This window comes from Bifidobacterium sp. (assembly GCF_051876855.1).
In the GTDB taxonomy this organism is placed as follows: Bacteria; Actinomycetota; Actinomycetes; order Actinomycetales; family Bifidobacteriaceae; genus Bifidobacterium.
In genome coordinates this window covers 83,813-103,352 of sequence record NZ_JBJEIH010000024.1, presented here as the reverse complement: position 1 = coordinate 103,352, position 19,540 = coordinate 83,813, and the positions used below count along the sequence as shown (strand labels likewise).

Here is a 19,540-nt window from a genome sequence, read left to right as displayed (position 1 = left end):
GCCTGCTTCCACCGGCAACCCCACCGCCAAGGCACGCCCCAGCAACCAACCACCAACCGCAGTCACAGCGCACCCGCTCGCAACGGTCACCCGCGGATGCGCCGGTATTCGTCGAGCATGAACCGTGAGACCTTCGATCCTTCCTCGCCGAGAATCATCGGCATCGAGTTGACCGGCACTGCCATCAGGAAGATTCGCATGATGCCGTCCTGCGGCAGCTTGGGCAGTCGTCCCTCGTCCGATTCCCGTTCGACCGCCGCAACCACGCGCGCACCGACCGGGTCGGCGGCCCACTCGCCGAACGTAGACCATTCGTCAAGCGGCATGGCTTTCCCATCCCCGTCCAAGTGCACCGGTATACGTGCGACGATATCCCGGCTCGACGTACCCACCTCGACCGTGTAATCGCCGGCCTCCACATGCCAGTCGTCAAACCGCTGCGACCAGTAGGCGAACGCACGCTCGTCGAGCGTGATGGACACCGTCTTGGACTCCCCCGGCGCCAGATCGACACGCGCAAAACCCTTCAATTCGTGGACCGGCCGCGCAACCTGCGACTTGCCGGGGGCGACATAGACCTCGACGACTTGCGCGCCCGGCACATCCGACGTGTTCGTCACCGTCGCGTCAACCCGCACGACGGCTTCCCGCACGGCATGCGTCCGCGCAGCACCATCCGCCCGCTCAGCGTCGTCTGCAGCCCGCTCAGCAGCACCCTGCGCCGCGTCATCCCCCAAACGCCGCACGCGAACGTCATGCACGTCAAAGGTGGCGTAACTCAACCCGAACCCGAACGGGTACGCGACCGGCTTGCGGTACGTGTCGTAATAGCGATACCCGACGAACACACCTTCGCCGTAGTCGACATGCCCTTCCTCGCCAGGCCAGTTGAGCATGGTCGGATCATCGTTGATATCAAGCGGGATGGTCTGCGCGAGCTTGCCTGACGGGCTGACATCGCCGAACACCACATCGGCGAGCGCATCCCCGCCGGCCTCGCCGAGCAGCCAGGATTCGAGGATCGCTTGCGCGTCATCACGCCACTGGGCCACGGAGACCACCGAACCGTTGGACAGGATGACCGCTACGTGCGGGTTGACGGCCGCGATTTTGTGCAGCAGGTTGGTCTGTTTGTCGGGGATGTCGAGGCTGGTGCGGTCGAATCCTTCGGATTCCGCGGCTTCCGGGAGTCCCATGAACATGAGCACGATGTCGGCGTGACGCGCGGTTTCGATGGCTTGCGCTTCGAGCGCCGGGTCGGCAGGGTCAAGATCGAGGGTGAATCCGGGAGCGAAATCAACCGACGCCCCGCGTTCGGACACCGCATCGAGGAACGAGGACATCCTGTCCGGCGTGATATGCGACGATCCGCCGCCCTGATAGCGTGGGGTGCGCGCGAATTCGCCGATGACCGCCACTCGCGCACCCGGGCGCACTGGCAGTGTCCCCTGCTCGTTTTTCAACAACACCATGGATTCCCGGGCTGCGCGCCGCGCGATGTCGTAATGCCGGTCGCGGTTGTAGCGGTATCCGTCGCGGCTCATGGCCGGCTGCGCCTTGGCGACAAGGTCGATCATGCCTTGCGCCATGCTGTCCAGCTGCTCAGGCGCGATCCGCCCGTCGCGTACCGCGGCGACAATCTGGTCATCCGTGCCGGATGGCGGCATCTCAAGGTTGAGTCCGGCGTTCAGCGAGGCGACCCGGTCGTGGTCGGCTCCCCAATCGCTCATCACAATGCCTTGGAACCCCCATTCACGCCGCAGCACGTCGGTCAGCAGCCAGCGGTTCTGCGCGGAATGGACGCCGTTGATACGGTTGTATGAGCACATGACGGTCCACGGCTGCGCTGTTTTCACGATGTATTCGAATGCCGGCAGATAGATTTCGCGCAGTGCGCGCGGCGATATGGTGGCGCTGACGCGCAACCGGTCGGTTTCCTGGTTGTTTGCCGCAAAATGCTTGAGTGACGTGCCAATGCCCTTGGATTGGACGCCTTCGACGATGCCGACGGCTTCATGCCCGGCGAGGAACGGGTCTTCGGACCAGTATTCGAAGCAGCGGCCGCCGAGCGGATTGCGTTTGATGTTGACCGCCGGGCCGAGGATGACCGCGACCTTCTCCTGGATACACTCCTCGCCCATAGCCTCGCCGACTTCACGGACGAGCGCCGGATCCCAAGAGCTGGACAGTCCAGCGGCGGGCGGGAAGCAGGTCGCCGGCACGGCATCGCCAAGTCCCATCTTCTGCTCCTCGGCGGGTCGCGCCTTGCGCAAGCCGTGCGGACCGTCGGTGATCATGTAGCCGGGGATGCCGCACTCGTCGATGCCCTGCACATGCCATGCGTCGGCGCCTGAGGTGAGCGATGCTTTCTGTTCCAAGGTGAGGTCGCCAACACGGTGGCGGGTTTCGGACACGTTGCGCCCCTCATCGCCGCCGCAGCCGCTCCCCTGCCGTGCTTTTGCCGGAACCGGTGCCTTGTTTGTGCCTGTTGTCGCGTCCATGCTTCCTCGCTTTCCGACGTGGATGTCGCCGCAATGTTGCGGTCGGTCTTACCGGATAGCTTAGCCGGTCGCGAAACGACAGGCGTGTCGCTCAGGCCTGGAACACGTCGGGGTGGGCGGGGTCGCCCGGCACGTCGGCGAGCAGGCCTTCCAGCCCGAGGAATTCCTGCCAGAAGTCGAGCGGCTGTCCGTAGGGCGTCGATTCGGGGCCATGGGCTTGCAGGTTCGCCTTCGCTTCAAGCACATCAAGATCGCTGAGCCCGTCGAAGTAGGATGTCAAGCGATCGAGGTTCGCATCGTTGTAGAACAGCGAGCCGATGACTTCCGTCAGCCGTTGGGCGCGCTCGACCGGCAGCGAATCCCAATGGCGCAATTCGATGAAGTTCTTCAAGCGCACATCGTTGAAATGCGTGGACAGCACGTGATTCACCTCGTACGCGTTGAGTTCGCGGTCAGGGTAAATCTCGCCTGCGTTGTCGCGGAACGCGGCACGGTGCTTCTGCGCCTCGGGCAGGCCCTCAGCCTCGGGGGTGTGAGTCAGGTCGGCGAACATCATCGGCGTGCTCAGCACGTCCACCGCGTAATCCTCCCAACCAAAACGGTCATCGTACAGCCCGGGGATCAGGTTGGTGCGCTGGCAGTCAAGGAAATCCCACATCCGCTGACGCAACAGCGGGAACGGGTTCTCCGCGCCTTCGAAATACGGGGTGTTGCGGAAGAACCACGCCAGAATCGGCCCGACAGCCGTGCCCACGCGCAACTTGCGGATCGCGTCATGCTCATCCTGGTAGTCGATACTCACCTGCGTGGAGGCGGATCCGCGCATCATGCACAGGCCGTACTGGCCGACACGCCCCAGATAATCGGTCATCGCCTCGTAACGGCTTTTCGGGTTCACCGGAATATCGGCGTAACTGGTGTTCGGCTGGTAGCCGTAGTTGACCAGACGGAAGTCAAGCGCGTCGAGGATTGGATCGACCTCTTGGCGGAATCGGCCATATTCGACGGCCAGTTCCTCGGGGCTGTGCAGCACGCCGATCGAGCATTCGACCTGGGCGCCCGGCTCAAGCGAAATCGAAATCCCCTTGCGGGCGAGGCCCACCAGACGGCCGTTCTCCCAATATTCCTTATCTGCGTCATAATACGGACGCATGCGGTTGAGCAGCTCCTCAACCCCGTTCGGCTCGTAGTAGTTGACCGCCTGGTCGCTGCCGTTGCGTACGGGCAGATGCTCGATCTCCACCCCGTAGCCGTCATCGCGTTCCGGTTTGGCGCCGCTTTCGAAGAAGCGGACCAAGCTGTCGACGTGCTTGGGGTTGACGGTGGCATTCATATGCGCGTAGCTGATGCGTGGTGTGCTCATGCTGCCATCGTAGGCGAAATACCGCCGCCACGCGCGCATTGCCGCGCCGTACGCTCTACGAAAAACTGATAGCGACTTGCAAACCGTTCGGGATGGTCCGCCACATGCAGCATGCCGTTCAGTTTGCTCAGGGCGCGTACAGACCGTTCGGATGATGCCGGTTCGGCGGGTTGTACCGTTGGGCCGGTTCGGGCGGATGATGCCGGTTCGAACGGGTTGCCCGGTTCACCCGGCTCAGTTCGTCCACCCGCTCAGTTCGTTTACTCGCTCAGTTCCTTCGCTCGCTTCAATCCGCGGTGGACAGCGGGGCTTGTGAATCGCTCCCCTGTCCCGGCCGGCTGCCGGCAGCACCGTGCATAGGCTCGTCGAGATGAGCCTTGTGGTTCTTCTTGGCGGCGGCGATCATGAGCTTGAGCCGGTTGAGCTGGTTCGCCTCGGACGCGCCCGGATCGTAGTCGATCGACACGATGTTAGCCTGCGGGTACAGGCGGCGGATCTTGCCGAACATGCCTCGCCCGGTCACATGGTTGGGCAGGCACGCGAACGGCTGGGCGCACACGATGTTCGGGCAGCCGGATTCGATCAGCTCGATGATTTCGGCGGTCAGCAGCCATCCTTCGCCCGCCTGCACACCGACGGACGTAACCTCGTCGGCAGTCTTGACGAGCTGCTCCATGCGTTCGTCCTGGCTGAACTTGCCGTGCGCGGTGGCGATGGCGCGACGCACCGGATTGAGCCCGCGGTTGAGGGCCCACCGCATAATCGCGTCCATGGTCTGGCTGCCGCCGGTGCCCAGATGGTCCTCGTTCCACTTGTCGGTGTACGGATGCTGGGTCATGAATTCGATGATGCCCGGCACCACAGCCTCGCAGCCTTGCGCCTCGATCTGGTCGACGACATGGTTGTTGGCGTCCGGATGGTATTTGACGAGAATCTCGCCTACCACACCGACACGCGGCTTGCGCGGGATATCCCTCAGCGGCAGCTCGTCGAAAGTGCGGACGATTTTCTTGAGCAGCTGCGGATAAACCCAATACCCCTTGCCGTACACGCGTTTGGCGGTCTTGGAATACCCGTGGTGTTCGATGGTCTCGCGCAGGATTGTATCCCACTGTTCGTACAGGGCGTTCGCGCTGCCCGGTTCCGCCTCGTAGGGGCGTACGCGGTACAGGCATTTCATAAGCAGATCGCCATACACGAGCGCTTTGCCGGCACGTTCCAGCATCGCCGGGGTCGCCTTGAAACCAGGGTTGCTTTCCAACCCCTGGAAACTCAGCGCAATGACCGGAATCTGCGGGTATCCGGCGTCAATCAGCGCCTTGCGAATCAGGCCGTAGTAGTTGGTGGCTCGGCACATGCCGCCGGTCTGCGAAATGGCGAGCGCCACATGGTCGGGATCGTACTTGCCTTGGATGATGGCGTCCACCAGCTGTCCGACGACCATAATCGCCGGATAGCAGGCATCGTTGTTCACGTATTTGAGGCCGGTTTCCACGTCCTCGTTGCTCGCATGCTTGAGCACGTCGCATTTGTAGCCGCCGGAACGAATGACAGATTCGACCAGCGAGAAGTGGACGGGGCTCATCTGCGGGACGATGATGGTGTAGTCACGCATGGATTTCTCGAAGCGGACCTTGTGCGCGTACCGGCTCATGGTGGCCTCATTGCGGGCGGACCCGCCGCGCTTGCCGGTCTTCGCGCCGTCCTGCTGCGATGTTTGGACATTGCGGCGCGCGGCATTCCTGACCGCCTCGGTAAGCTTCGGATTCTCGGCCATCACGGCGTCGAGCATCGCCTGACGTCCGGGGGTCGGGGCGGGGCCGCCGGTGTGGCGGAAGCCGCTGTCGGATGCGGTTTGTGCAGGCTGCAGTTCGGGAGATTTCTGCGATTCCGGCGATTCGGGAGATTCCAACGGTTCGGGAGATTCCGGCGACTTGTGGCCGTCGCGCAGTTCGGCGTTGCGTTCACGCTCCTCGACGGCGGCTTTCAGCGAACGCAGGCGGATCTTGGCCGCACCGAGGTTGCTGACCTCGTCAATCTTGAGCACGGTGTACACGTCGGCCTTGTCGGCGAGGATCTCGCTGACCTGGTCGGTGGTGATGGCGTCGAGGCCGCAGCCGAAGGAATTGAGCTGCACGAGTTCGAGCCCCGGATAGGAGGACACGAAACGCGCCGCCGCATACAGACGGGCATGGTAGGCCCACTGGTTCTGTACGCGCAACGGCATGCGTGTGACCTTACGGTCGCCCACTTCTCGGAATCCCGCGGAATCCTTGGCACGGGGGTTCTTCTCCCCCGCGGCCAGATAGTCGCTCAGATGCAAGTCCTCACCGGGCTGCAGCTCGCAGATCGAATCCTCGGAAAGCACGACCATGCCCAGCGAGCAAATCGTCTCGGGAATGCCGTGGTTGACTTCCGGGTCGATGTGGTAGGGGCGTCCGGCGAGCACGATGCCGCGGCAATCATGCTCCTTCATATACGCGAGCGCGCGCAGGCCTTCCTGCTGCACGTCATGCTTGAACAGCTTGTCCTCGGCGTATGCGGCCTTGACCGCTTCCTGCGCCTCGTCCATCGTCACGTTCGCCCACGCGAATTCTTCGACGATGCGCTTGGCCATGAGCTCATGGTTGGCGAGGTTGAAATAGGGGCGCATGTAGCGGATGCCAGGTTCGCGCAGTTCGGGCATATTGGCGCCGATGACGACCGGGTAGTTCGCGACGACCGGGCAATTGTAGTGGTTGTCGGTGTTGGGCACGAGGTTCTCCTCGTAGCTTACGCACGGGTAGAAGATCGTCTTGACACCCTTGTTGAGCAGCCATTTGATATGGCCGTGCACCAGCTTCGCCGGGTAGCAGATGTTCTCGGAAGCAATGGATTCGATACCGGTCTCGAACAGTTCGTGGCTGGAACGCCCGGAGATGATGACCTTGAAACCGAGATTGGTAAGCAGGGTGAACCAGAACGGGTAGTTCTCGTACATGTTGAGCACGCGCGGAATGCCGATTTCGCCGCGGGTCGCCTTCTTGTCGGTCAGGCGGCGGTAGGCGAAGCAGCGCTTGTACTTGTAGTCGTACAGGTTTGGCCGGTCGGAACGCTTCTTCTTCGCGTCGCCGCCGCGCTCGCACCGGTTGCCGGTAACGTAGCGCGAACCGTCCTGGAAGGTCGTGATGGTGAGCTTGCAGTGGTTCTGGCACAGCTTGCACACGTCACGGGAGGTGGTCATCGACAGATTGTCAAGCGCCTCGCCGCTCAGGATGCCGGAACACGTGTGCTCGGCGGCCGGATCGTCGTCCGCAGCGTCGACGTAATGCATGCGGGCGGTCAGCGCGGCGCCGTACGCGCCCATGAGGCCGGCGATATTCGGGCGTGTGACCTCGCGTTTTGTCAGCAGTTCGAAAGCGCGCAGCACGGCGTCGTTGAGGAAGGTGCCGCCCTGGACGACGACCGTGTCGCCGAGCGCGTCGGCGTCACGCAGTTTGATGACCTTGTACAGTGCGTTGCGCACGACCGAATAGCACAGGCCGGCGGCGATGTCCTCGATGGACGCGCCCTCCTTCTGGGCCTGTTTGACGGAAGAGTTCATGAACACGGTGCAACGCGAGCCCAAATCGACCGGATGCGTGGAGTTCAGGGCTTTCTGTGTGAATTCCTCGATGCTCAGTCCCATGGACTGGGCGAAGGTCTGCAGGAAGGACCCGCAACCGGACGAGCAGGCCTCGTTGACGGCAATCGAGTCGATGACCCCGTCGGTGATGGCGAGGTATTTCATATCCTGACCGCCGATGTCGATGACGGCCGTCACACCAGGGCTGACCATTTCGGCGCCGCGGTAATGTGCCATCGTTTCGACAACGCCCTCATCCAGATGCAGGCCAGTGGAAATCAAGCCTTCGCCGTAGCCGGTCGCGCAAGAACGCGCAATCCACGCTTCAGGCGGCAGCTGCGCCTGGATGCGTTTGACGATATCCACGGCGGCGGTCAGCGGGCTGCCCTCGTTCGTGGCATAGGAGGACCATACGATTTCGCGGTCATCGTTGACGAGGGTCGCCTTGATGGTGGTCGAACCCGCGTCGATGCCGAGGAAGTGCGGGCCGGACGCCCCTTCGAGCGTGCCTACATGCACGTGTTCACGGTGGTGACGGGCGTTGAACGCCTCGCGGTCCGCCTCGGTGGGGAACAGCGGCGGCATGGTCTTCGTATTGCTTGGCAGGTTCTTGAGCCGCTCCAAATCTTCAAGAATCTGCGCGCAAGTGCGTGGTTCGGCAATCGTGGCGGTACCCGTGTCGTCATCGTCGTCGTTGTCGTCGCCGGCGATGAGCGCGGCACCGAACGCGACATACAGATGGGCGTTGCTCGGGGTGATGAACTCGTCGACCTTGCCTTCGAGCGCACGGTGGAAGGCTTCGCGCAGCTCAGACATGAAGAACAGCGGTCCGCCGAGGAATACGACGTTGCCGTGGATTGGCCTGCCGGAAGCAAGACCCGCGATTGTCTGCGTGGCGACGGCGGTGAAAATCGAAGCCGCCAAATCGGGTTTCGCCGCGCCGTCGTTGATGAGCGGCTGCAAATCGGATTTCGCGAACACGCCGCAACGCGAAGCAATCGGATACAAAGTCTGATAATGCTTGGCCATTTCGTTGAGGCCGGCCGCATCCGTGTCAAGCAGGGTGGCCATCTGGTCGATGAACGCGCCAGTGCCGCCCGCGCACGAACCGTTCATGCGCTGCTCGGGGGTGGGCTTCAAATACGTGATTTTCGCGTCCTCGCCACCGAGTTCGATAATGACGTCGGCCTGCGGGATTTCCTGGTCGATCGCGCGTGTTTCAGCGATGACCTCCTGGATGAAGGGCACATGGATGTTGTCGGCGAGCGTCAGGCCGCCTGAGCCGGTGATTGCGAGCCGAATCGGCTCATCCCCGCGTCCGAGCTTGTCAAGCGCGGTGCGAATGTCTTCAAGCAGCCCGGCCACTGTGGCGCGGACGTTGGCGTGATGGCGCCGATAATCGGAGAACAACACGTCGTCAAGCGTGTCGCCCTGATCGAGCACGACCGCCTTGACCGTGGTCGATCCGATGTCGAGACCGACACGCAACGGTTTCCTCCCGTATTCGCCGGTCATGACATGTTCTCCCTGTTCCACCATCTGCACCTCATATCCATTGTCGGCGGAGTGCCGGGCGGTGCCGTCCTAATACCGTGCACCTGCCCGCCCCGCCGAATTTCCTCTAGTGAATGCTAACGCAAGCGGACGTCAGCGGAACTCGCCCCCAGCGAAACAGACAGATGCCGGGCATCTGTCCTGCGGGTTTGTGCTACCTGCGAGTTGGGACACGCGCATTGCGAGGTCAGGAGCGGGGCAGTGTCTTTGCCAGCATCCGGCGTTTCACCGCGGCCGACACCGCGGCGGTCACCCGCATGGCGCCCCAAGCGAGCAGGGTGACTATCAGTTCCAAAGGCAGGAGCTTTGCGGGGAAAAACAGCGCCATAAGGATGCCGGCGAGCGAGGCGTTGCCGACCAGCACGATGGCCGTGCAGAAGGCGACCGTCATCACCACGACCACCGGCTGGCAGCCGGGCAACAGCTTGGCGAGTGCGCACCCGTGCAGTAGCGCGGCGAACATGATCGGGAAAATGTCACCGCCCGTCCACCGGCATTCAATGCACAGCTGCGCGAACAGGAGCTTTCCGGCGGCGAGCGCGAACAGCGCGCCCGCACCGAGGCTTGTGAACAGCGTGCCGATGGTGTGGATTTGGTGTTGTCCGGATGTCGACAGCACCGGCAGCACGGTGACCACCAGCGCGACGAGCACGCCGCCAACCAGCAGACGTACGGTCATCGGTACGTTGATGCGCCCCGACAGCGCGCGAATGCCTGTCCTGAGCAGTACGCACACACCGGCTACGGCGAGCGCGTAGGCGGCGAGCGGAAGCGCGACCCATGTGCGCCGCCAGAAATCAAGGGTGTTCATGCCCGCGTCGGAGAATTTGGGCATGGTGGTCATGCCGACGAACATGACGATGACGATGAGGCTGTTGACCGCGCATACGCGGATGGTGCGCTTGGTGTCGGCGGCACCAGCGGTATTGGCGGCATCCGTGGCGCTGACGGCTGGCTCAATCCATCGCGTGGGATGGTAGAGCATGCGCAACCGTGTTGGTATCGGCGTGGCGCGGATGCTGTCGGCATGCGTGCGCAGGTACCGCAGTTTGTCGCATTGCCAGACGGAATACGCGATGACCGCGCCCATGAGTGAGGCTTCCGGACCGACGCCCGCGCCGGCGGCGAGGATGATCAGCGCGATGAGCAGGTCACGCCACGCGGTGTGGTAGTTGATAGCTTCCCCACGTTTCAAGGCGCCGAGAACATCGCGTGTGGTGTGCGGAATGTCGCCCCAGCGTCGTTTGCCCCAGACCACCAGGAGGGTGCCCGCGACCGCGACCGGCACGGCGTACGCCCATCGTGACGGCACACGGACCGCCCACACCTCCCAAATCAGCGTAACCGCGGTGTTCTCCACCACGAGGAATAGCGCGGCAATCGCAAGGACGATTACGCTCAGCGACGCCGCATACAGCGCATACCCGATTCGTTTCATCACCCTAGCCACTGTAATCGCCCACCCCTCACAAACCAGCCGCGCAAACAGCGCTCCCAGCGTCACCAGTTTGTAGTACCTCACAAACCGTCTACGCCCAACACCACGCCAGCGTAGACAGTTTGTGGAAAACAGGCGCAAGACGGACGCGCGCCGGGTGGTTTACTGCTCGGTGGAGATGCTGTCGTTGCCTTCGCCGGCGGCGCGATCCTTGCCGTAGATTTCCGGGATGAAGCGCTCCTGGTCGTGCAGTTTGCTCCAGATAACCGGCTTGCCAGCCTCGAAGGATTTCTGCACGTCGATAATCCGCTGATTGCTCGAACCGCGGAATTGCAGCAACGAATCGTGCAGGTCCTTGATATACCGGCCGTCGACGAGAATGTCGATCTCGTGCAGCAAATCGAGTTTGTCCTGCGTCTCGCCGGGGCGCATGAGCTCCTCCCACGTATAGCCGGTCCAGCACCAGATGTCTTTCGTATGGCCGAAGCGTTCGCGAATCTTGCGCGCCAGCGGCAGCAACACGCCCGTGTTAAGCAGGGGCTCGCCGCCAAGGAAGGTGATGCCCTGCACGTATGACTGGGACAGGTCGTCCATGATCTGCGCCTCGAGCGCATCATTGTATTCGTGGCCTGCTTGGAAATCCCAGATGGACTTGTTGTAGCATTCCACGCAGTGGAACGGGCATCCAGACACGTACAGGGAACAGCGGATGCCTTCGCCGTCGGTCATGAGGAACCGTTTGTAGTCGGCGATCATATTGTGGCTCATCCGGTTCGTCCACTGCCCGGCTTTCGGGTTGTTCGACCGGTTGGTCGGGATGAACGGGCCGCGGTCGGTCTCCCCCGCCGCGAAATCATGCAATGTCGTTGCTGCCATCTGTACTTCCCTGCTCCTTGGCTCCTTGTTGTGTTCCGGGCACGCCGCCGAAGCCTACCCGCACGGCAATGACGGCCGCGTGCAGCGTGCATCACGGCCGTCATCATTGTTTCCCGGTTCGCCGCCGTCGGAATCCGCCCGGCGGCCTGCTCCCGGTGTTTTCCGGACTATGTTTTCCGGATGTTGCGCTCCGGATTATGTGTCCGGGTTACTTGGTCTCCTCGAACCATTCGCGCTCGGAACCGTCCTTGAGCGTCACATGGCCGGTCTCCCCGCTCATGTGCTTGACGCGATGGGCGATTTCCTCGTGACGGCCGTGCACCATCGGGCGCTGGACCGGGTTGCCGAGGTATCCGCAGGTGCGCTTGGTCACGTTGCACTTGTCGGGGTCGGAGTTGCCGCACTCGGGGCACTTGAAGCCTTCTTCGGTCGGCTCGAAGTCACCCTGGAAGCCGCATACGAAGCAGTGGTCGATCGGGGTGTTGGTGCCCAGGTAGCCGATGCCGATCTTGTAGGCGTAATCCCACACGGCCTCGAGCGCCTTGGGGTTGTCCTGCAGGCACGGGAACTCGCAGTAGTTGATGAAGCCGCCGGACGCATAGTAGGGGAAGTCCTTCTCGTAGTCGAGCTTCTCCATCGGTGTCGGGGACAGCCACACCGGGTAGTGGAAGGAGTTGGTGTAGAAGTCGTGGTCGGTCACGCCTTCGACGCGGCCGAACTTCTCGCGGTCCATGCGGTTGAAGCGGTCCGTGAGGCTTTCCGCCGGCGTGGAGTACACCGAATAATGGTAGCCTTCGGCCTTGCACCACTGCTTGCACAGCTGGTTCATGCGCTTGACGATGGACAGCGCGAACTCCTTGCCTTCCGGATCCCAACTGTGGTCGCGCATCCAGTCCTTGCCGTAGAACACCGCCGTCGCCTCGTACAGGCCGATGTAGCCCAAGGAGACGGTGGCGCGCTCGTTGCGGAAGAGCTGGTCGACGTTGTCGTTGGCGCCGAGACGTCCGAAAGCGCCGTAGCGGAACAGGGTCGGCGCGTTGACCGGGGTGGCCTGCTTGCAACGCATGATGCGGAACTGCAGCGCCTGGTGCGCGACTTCCATACGCTCGTCGAACAGCTTCCAGAAGCGGTCCTTGTCGCCGTGGGATTCAAGGGCGATACGCGGCACGTTGACGGTGACGACGCCGAGGTTCATGCGGCCGTCCTCGACATCCTTGCCGGTCTTGGGGTCGATCCAACCCTGCAGGAAGGAACGGCAGCCCATCGGGGCCTTGAAGGAGCCGGTGATCTTGACAATGTTGTCATAGAAGACGACATCCGGGTACATGCGCTTGGTGGAGCATTCGAGCGCCAGTTGCTTCATGTCGTAGTTCGGGTCGCCCGGGTCGGCATTGATGCCGTGCTTGATGGTGAACACGAGCTTCGGGAAGATCGCGGTGTGACGGTCCTTGCCCAGGCCGCGGATGCGGTTGAGCAGGATGGAACGCTGGATTTCGCGGGCGAACCACGAGGTGCCCAGACCGAAACCGACGGTCACAAACGGGGTCTGGCCGTTGGACACACGGTTGGAATTAATCTGGTATTCCATGGTCTGCATGGCATCATAGATCGCCTTGCGGGTCATGATTTTCGCATAGATTTCGCGAATCTGCTGGATAGGCTCGGCATCCGTGTCAAACGGGACGTCGTCGGGCAGCGGGGCGCGGTTCTCGAAGTGCAGACCGGACGGCTCCTGGGCCTTGAGTCCGCGCACGACGGTTTTCGCGGCTTCAACCGGCATGTCGTCAGGGAACATGGCGTGGGCCATCTTCAGGTGCTTTTCATAGTCGAGCTTCGCATACGGCTCAAGCATCTCGTCGGCACGGTTGACGGTCTGGCCGCCGTACTGTGCGCCCGCGATATCCTTGATGATCTGCGTGATCTGCGTGGCGGCGGTGCCGATGGACTTCGGGGAGTCCATCATCGCGTTGCCGAGCTCGAACCCGTGGGCGAGCATGTCGCCGAAGTCCGGCAGCGAGCAGTTGGTCATCGCGGTGAATGGCGAGTAATCGGCGTCATGGAAGTGGATGTCGCCCTTCATATGGGCGTTGGACACGGCGTCAGGCAGCATAGAGAACGCGGACGCCTTGGAGACGGCGCCGGCGAGCAAGTCGCGCTGCGTGGCATAGACGTTGGAATCCTTGTTTGCGTTCTCACGCACAAGGGATTCGTCGCGATTGACCAGACGGCTGACCGCTTCGTTGATATCGGTGGCCTTGGCGCGCTCGATGTCCTTGTTCAGACGATATGTCGTGTAGTTGCGGGCGACCTCATACAGATGGTCTTCGATGAGACCATGCTCGACCAGGTTCTGGATGTCTTCGATCTTGGCGGGACCGTTGTAGCGTTCCTTGATTTCGCCTTCGACCTGGTTGGCGAGGTCGCGAATCAGCTGCTCCTCCTCCGGGCCGATCTCCTTGTCGAGATCCTTGAAGGCGGACTTGACGGCGCTGATGATGTTGATCGGGTCGAATTCGACGATTCGGCCGTCACGCTTCTCGACGAGCACCTTGCCCATATCCGACTTCCCTTCCGCGACAGTGTCTGCCACATCGCCATCCGGGGTGGCGGTCCGAGGCACATCAAGAACCTGCATGTCCATTGGGTTCCGTCCTTTCCCTTGGCCGGGCACCTCCCGGCCTTCATCGTTCTGTATTTGCCACATCGACTGTACCACGAGATATAGTGCACAATCACCGCGTGTTGCCCAAGATATAGTAGCAATCCGCATCGTTCCGCCGATAAGCGGCAAATGTGATGAAGATTACGCAAGCACCTCAGCGTGTCGTTTCCGACACGCCACCGCCACCTGCGAAAGAGTGATATACGCGGGCGCGCGCGCAATAAAATTGTCCGTTCGATGCGCAACAGTGGAGGCCATTAGACATCCGTCGGGCTACGTCAGCCGACGGCGGACGGGTAGGGCGACCACACCACGCACGCAAGCGGCACGCCACGCCCACGGCGCGAAGGGAAGGCACATGCAGTACGGGTATCAGGAAGCGAATTACGGCTATGGTAATGCCGTGGCAGCCCCCGGCAACGCCGGCGCGCCCAAACCGCTCGACCAGCTGCCGCGGCTCGCCCGCGACACCACCGCGGAGAACCCGTGGCCTGTCAGCGTGGTCAGCCAGAAATACCACAATGCAGTTGAGCGCTGGCCGGCGTCGTGGGTCGAAGGGCAGATCGTCGAAATCAACATGCGGCGCAGCACGTCTGGCTACATCACACTGCGCGACAACACCCAGGACATCTCGATGTCCGTCATGGGATTCAGGGACTTCGTCGCCATGGCCCGCGAGTTCAAGCAGGGCGAGCGCGTCGTCGTCCACGGCAAGCCGGAAGTGTGGGTGAAGGCGACACGCCTGAGTTTCGTCGCCGACGACATCCGCCGCGTAGGGGCCGGCGATCTCAAGGCGCAAATCGACGAGCTGCGCAAGAAGCTCAAAGGAGAAGGCCTGTTCGACGCCGAAAACAAAATCCCGTTGCCGGAATTCCCGCGTTGCATCGGCCTGATCTGCGCGCCTCAGGCCCGCGCCGAAGGCGATGTCATCACCAACGTGAACCTGCGTTGGCCGGCAGTGGACTTCGTGATTGAGCATGTGCACGTCCAGGGCGCGCAGTGCCCGCCGGAGGTGGTCCAAGCGATCCGCAAGCTCGACGACGACCCGAGAGTGGACGTGATCATCGTCGCGCGTGGCGGCGGCAGTTTCGAAGATCTCATCGGCTTCTCCGACGAAAACGTGGTACGTGCCACGGCGGCATGCCGCAAACCGATCGTCTCGGCAATCGGGCACGAGGATGACTGGACGCTCATCGATCTGGCCGCCGATCTTCGCGCCTCGACGCCGACGGATGCAGCAAAGAAGGTTGTGCCGGATGTGCGTGAGCAGTGGCAGCTCATCACCAACGCCTGGCAACGCATGAACCTAAGGATGGACGCCTTGGTCGGCAACGAGCAGCGGCTTATCGAGGGCTATGCGAACCGGCCGAGCCTGACCAACCCGAGCACCATGCTCGAACCGCATCAGCGGCTGGTTGACGACGCCGTGAAACGCATGCGATACGGGTTGACCAGAATCATCGACGACGCCGGCATGACCGTCGAGAAGCTCCATGCCAGTCTCACCGCCATGAGCCCGCAGGCGACTTTGAACCGCGGGTACGCCGTCGTACAGACCGCTGACGGGCATGTGCTTGACAACGCGGCCGACGCGACCGTGGGAGAGCAACTGTCGATTACTCTGCACCATGGCACACTACTCGCCGAGGCCAAAGGACAGGCGGGCGGAAACCACACCGACACCGGCGACTGACACGGTTGCTGCGTGCCCGTGCGGTACCTGCGTGGTACTTGTTTGGCACCTGCCGACATATGGCCACCAGCAGGCACAGCATCACCCGCGCAACGCCACGACCCCAACCCATCGCAACACAGCCGACAATCCGCCTATCAATCATCGACATCAATCATCACTATCAATCATCAACACCCATGGAAGGAACACCGATGACAGTTGAAGCACAGGATCCCCAGAAGACCGACACCCCGGCTTCCAGCCTGACCAAGGAGGAACGCGAGCGCATCGCGTCCATGTCCTATGAGGAGGCGCGTGACCAGCTGATCCAGGCGGTGCAGGCACTCGAAGCCGGCGGGCTGAACCTCGACCAGTCCATGCGCCAGTGGGAGCTCGGCGAAGCGCTTGCCAAGCGCGCCCAGACCTTGCTTGACCAAGTCCGTGCCAAACTTGACGCCGCGCAGGCCCAGCAGCAGACCTCCGCCGACACCGCGGGAACCCAGTCCAACCTCGAGTGACCGCCGGTTTGACGGGCGTTTTGCAGGCGGGAGCCAGCCGAAGCCGTGCGGCGGCAAGCCGAAGTGGGGGTGGCCGTTAGCCGGATGGCTGCCAGCCGGGTACGCGCCCGCCTGGCTGCGGCCCGCCAAGCAACGTGAGCCAATGCGCGTCTGCGCTGTCACATCATGCGCAACCGCAATCACTCCACAGGCGACGCCCCACAGATGGCACCCCACGAACGTTTCGCCATACCCGCTGCGATGCGCTGTCACGCCACCTGTGAATGCGCAGTCACGCCACCTGCAATGTGGCGAGCAGCGCTGCGTGGTCCGAACCAGCTACATGCCTGGACTGTACCTGTCCGGCGACCATGCCCTGGTCAATCAGGATATGGTCGATGCCGGCGAAGGCGGGCACGCCGGTATGGTTCGCCGGCCATGTGAACACCAAGCCATGTCCTGCCTGGCGTGTGGCGTCGGAGAACCTCGAACCGAGGATATCGCGGAAAGCGGCGTGATCATACGTGGCGTTGAAATCCCCCATCATCACATACGCCGTACCGGTTTTCTGCTGCATCAGTGACAGCTCGTTCAACGCCCTGTTCCACTGGGACCAATACCCGGGCTGTGGCGACGTGGTGTGTACGGAGATGAACCGCACCTGCACGCCGCCCATATCAACCGTCCCCGCGGGCATGAACGAGGCGCTGGAATTGACCTCGTCGTCAACCGGACGGTCGAGAGCCACGGCAGACCACAGGCCGTTGCCGTACACGCCGTCGGACGATGAGACCTGCGAATACGGCAAATAATCGCCGATGCCATCCGCTTCCAGCTGTTTGACGAACGCGTCCGTGGTCTCCTGCAACGCGAGCACCTCGACACGCTCGTCACGCACCAAATCGACCACAGCCTGTGGGTCGGCCTGCCCTTTAAACACGTTGAGCGTCATCACCCTCGCATAATGGTCGCCGGTCACCGCATGTGCCTGCCCCACCGCCGTCACCGCATCCTGCGATAACGCGGCCTGGGAACGGAAAAACGGCGCCTGCCACCACACTTGCGCCGCGACGCACGCCAGAGCAATCAGCGCCACAAACCAACGATTCGAGAACAGCGCGAACAGCAGCGCCACCACAGCAAGCGGCACGAACCACGGGGTCAGCGAGACGACGACCGGAACATAAGGCAGCGACTGCAAATCAGCAGGCAGCGCCCTCGCAACCGTTCCCAGCACGGCGACGAGCGTCAGCAATGCCGCCAGCACGCCAGAAAGCACACGTTTGCGTTTCGGTCTGGCCGCAGGCGCTGACGAATTGGGTGTTCCAGCCATCACATCTCCGTTTTCCTTGTCGTGCATTCTCACCACGTGTATCCCCACCACTGTAATGCGCGAACGCCCGCCGGGGGCAACAGGCAACAGAACCATCGCGCAATGCTCACCAGTCGGCTATGCTTGAACCAACCGACATGAGAAGGACCGGCATGACCGAACCCACCACACCACCCCAGCATTTCGAAGCATTACGGGACTTCGCCAATGACCTGCTGAGCCATTCCGGCTTGCAAGGGCCGACGTTCCTGTGGGATCGTTCCATTCATGATGACGCACAAAGCGATGACGCCGAGCGCGAAGACATACCCGTCGCTCCCCCTGAGGAGGCGAAGCAGACCATCGACGCGCCGATTCGCTGGTATTTACGTGCGATGGATTCGCTCAGCCCCACCCCGCAAGCCGATGGCACCGACGGCATCAACCGCACGGACATGCCGACCTTCTACTACAGCACCGGAGCGCTGTCCGGAGTCGAGGCGGTCGTCGGAAACGCGCTGATGAGCACGCGGTGGCGTGACGCGGCTGGCAATCTTGCCACCGCGCTGACCACGACATCCTCGTTCCTCGGCAGCATCGCCGACCGGGAAGGCGAAGGACTCGCCTATCTCAAGCGTCTGATTGATGAGACGCGCATTTACTTCGACAGTGTGGCTCAACACGCCGATCCGGTCACCGGCGGGCAAGCGCTCTCCAGTATCGTTTCAGCGGCCTGTCAGGATGATTTCCGGTTCAACCCGGTGCAGATGGTTCAGCTCATCTCATGCTCGCTGCCGTTTGCGCAATGGGACGACACGCGGGTATTCGTCTACGATGCGATCGACCGGGCGCAAGCGACCATGGCATCGGTCGAGCGTGATATCCACTCCAACGACAAGGACGACCCGGCGGGCAATCTCATGATGGATTCCGAAGGGAATCTGGTCGATGTGTCGGCGGGCGGCATCCGCGAACAGTTCGACATGTCGATGCTCATGTTGCGGCATGACGTATTGCGCATGTGCGGGGAGGACGAGCAGGCCGACCGCATGCTGAGCGAGCACAGTGACATCGAGCCGATGGCCGACGCGTATGCGGCGCAGCTCATCAGGCGTGGGCAGTGGCGGCAACTGCGGGACTTCGCCGGGCGCGTGCTCGCCGACGACCCCTACCAGCAGATGGCGCTGATTCCGCCACAACTCGCGCCTGACGAGTGGCACACCATCCTCGATCTGGCGCAATACGAACTCGCGCGGGGGCGGTGATTCCGCGGGGTTGGCCGGCGCGCAGGGCGGTGGCGGTTCACAGGGCGATGGCGGTGCGCAGGGCGGTGGCGGTTCACAGGATTGCACGTGGCGTGGCGCATCCCACAAGATGTCACGTTTCACAGGATTTCATGTGTCACATGTCGCGAGTGGCGCATCCCACGACATACGTCGCGCGCCGAATACCGTGGCGTTTCGTCGAATACCGGCACATACGCCTCATCATGTATGCCCATACATACAAACCTCACCAAATACCTGACGACACCGCCCCCGCTGTATCCCATCCACCCAATCACGCATGCCACGACATACACAACACGCACAACGGCGCCCATCCTGCCACCACCGGACACCGAACCGGGCCGACACGCATACCCGGACACACAAACCTCACCAAATACCCCACGCCGCCACACCCACCACACCCCCATCCACCCAATCACGCATGCCACGACATACACAAGGCGCATGCAGGTCGGGCGGTCTCTCGGTTCCTGCGCTTCCATCGCCACGCACACTCAAATCGCACTGATCGTCCTGCTTTTGCCGACGCTGAGACCGCCGTAAGCGTCGGCAGAAGGTTATAGTCGATACATGCTGTCGGGTTCTTCTCGCCGCAGGACTCATGTGTCTCAGGCCGCCGCCCTTCTACAAACTGGCTACGCTGAGACCGTCGTCAGCGTAACCAGTTTGTAGAAGAGTGACCACCGGACGCGCAGTGCAGCATCACTGGACAGTCCAGACCACCCGCCCGAAGCCACCCAGACCGTCGTTGTGTGAGCGAATCCTC

The 19,540-nt window shown here is 62.3% G+C and carries 10 protein-coding genes; 3 read left to right on the top strand and 7 right to left on the bottom strand.

The annotated features are described in order from the left end of the window. Nucleotides 1–86: 86 nt before the first annotated feature. The 6 genes from ACI38B_RS02055 to nrdD all read right to left on the bottom strand — a co-directional run bounded on the left by ACI38B_RS02055 (nt 87) and on the right by nrdD (nt 13,893). Nucleotides 87–2,414: a glycoside hydrolase family 3 C-terminal domain-containing protein gene (locus ACI38B_RS02055; RefSeq protein ID WP_439729324.1), complete on the bottom strand. Its 2,328-nt coding sequence runs from the start codon at nt 2,412–2,414 to the stop codon at nt 87–89. A 178-nt stretch (nt 2,415–2,592) separates the two neighbouring features. Beyond that, nucleotides 2,593–3,864, bottom strand: coding sequence for a glutamate-cysteine ligase family protein (locus tag ACI38B_RS02050; protein ID WP_439729313.1), 1,272 nt, complete (start codon nt 3,862–3,864; stop codon nt 2,593–2,595). 286 nt (nt 3,865–4,150) lie between these two features. Beyond that, nucleotides 4,151–9,007, bottom strand: coding sequence for an acyl-CoA dehydratase activase-related protein (locus ACI38B_RS02045; RefSeq protein WP_439729312.1), 4,857 nt, complete (start codon nt 9,005–9,007; stop codon nt 4,151–4,153). 202 nt (nt 9,008–9,209) lie between these two features. Next, nucleotides 9,210–10,544, bottom strand: coding sequence for a hypothetical protein (locus tag ACI38B_RS02040; RefSeq protein WP_439729311.1), 1,335 nt, complete (start codon nt 10,542–10,544; stop codon nt 9,210–9,212). Nucleotides 10,545–10,622: 78 nt separating this feature from the next. Then, on the bottom strand, nt 10,623–11,336 hold the full coding sequence (gene nrdG / locus ACI38B_RS02035; protein ID WP_439729310.1) for an anaerobic ribonucleoside-triphosphate reductase activating protein: 714 nt from the start codon (nt 11,334–11,336) through the stop codon (nt 10,623–10,625). A gap of 208 nt (nt 11,337–11,544) precedes the next feature. Then, nucleotides 11,545–13,893 carry an anaerobic ribonucleoside-triphosphate reductase gene (nrdD, locus tag ACI38B_RS02030; RefSeq protein WP_412170976.1) on the bottom strand — a complete coding sequence of 783 codons (2,349 nt, stop codon included), beginning with the start codon at nt 13,891–13,893 and terminating at the stop codon, nt 11,545–11,547. Nucleotides 13,894–14,356: 463 nt separating this feature from the next. Between nrdD and xseA the strand changes: the two genes are divergently transcribed. Next, a complete protein-coding gene (gene xseA / locus ACI38B_RS02025) occupies nt 14,357–15,691 on the top strand; it encodes an exodeoxyribonuclease VII large subunit (RefSeq protein ID WP_439729309.1) in 1,335 nt (444 codons plus the stop codon). A 194-nt stretch (nt 15,692–15,885) separates the two neighbouring features. Next, the gene (locus tag ACI38B_RS02020; protein WP_439729308.1) at nt 15,886–16,191 is read left to right on the top strand and encodes an exodeoxyribonuclease VII small subunit; all 306 of its coding nucleotides are present in this window, start codon (nt 15,886–15,888) and stop codon (nt 16,189–16,191) included. 271 nt (nt 16,192–16,462) lie between these two features. Here ACI38B_RS02020 and ACI38B_RS02015 read toward each other — a convergent pair whose 3' ends face one another. Then, the gene (locus tag ACI38B_RS02015; RefSeq protein WP_439729307.1) at nt 16,463–17,503 is read right to left on the bottom strand and encodes an endonuclease/exonuclease/phosphatase family protein; all 1,041 of its coding nucleotides are present in this window, start codon (nt 17,501–17,503) and stop codon (nt 16,463–16,465) included. Nucleotides 17,504–17,655: 152 nt separating this feature from the next. Between ACI38B_RS02015 and ACI38B_RS02010 the strand changes: the two genes are divergently transcribed. Then, nucleotides 17,656–18,747, top strand: coding sequence for a hypothetical protein (locus ACI38B_RS02010; RefSeq protein WP_439729306.1), 1,092 nt, complete (start codon nt 17,656–17,658; stop codon nt 18,745–18,747). The last annotated feature ends 793 nt before the right edge of the window (nt 18,748–19,540 follow it).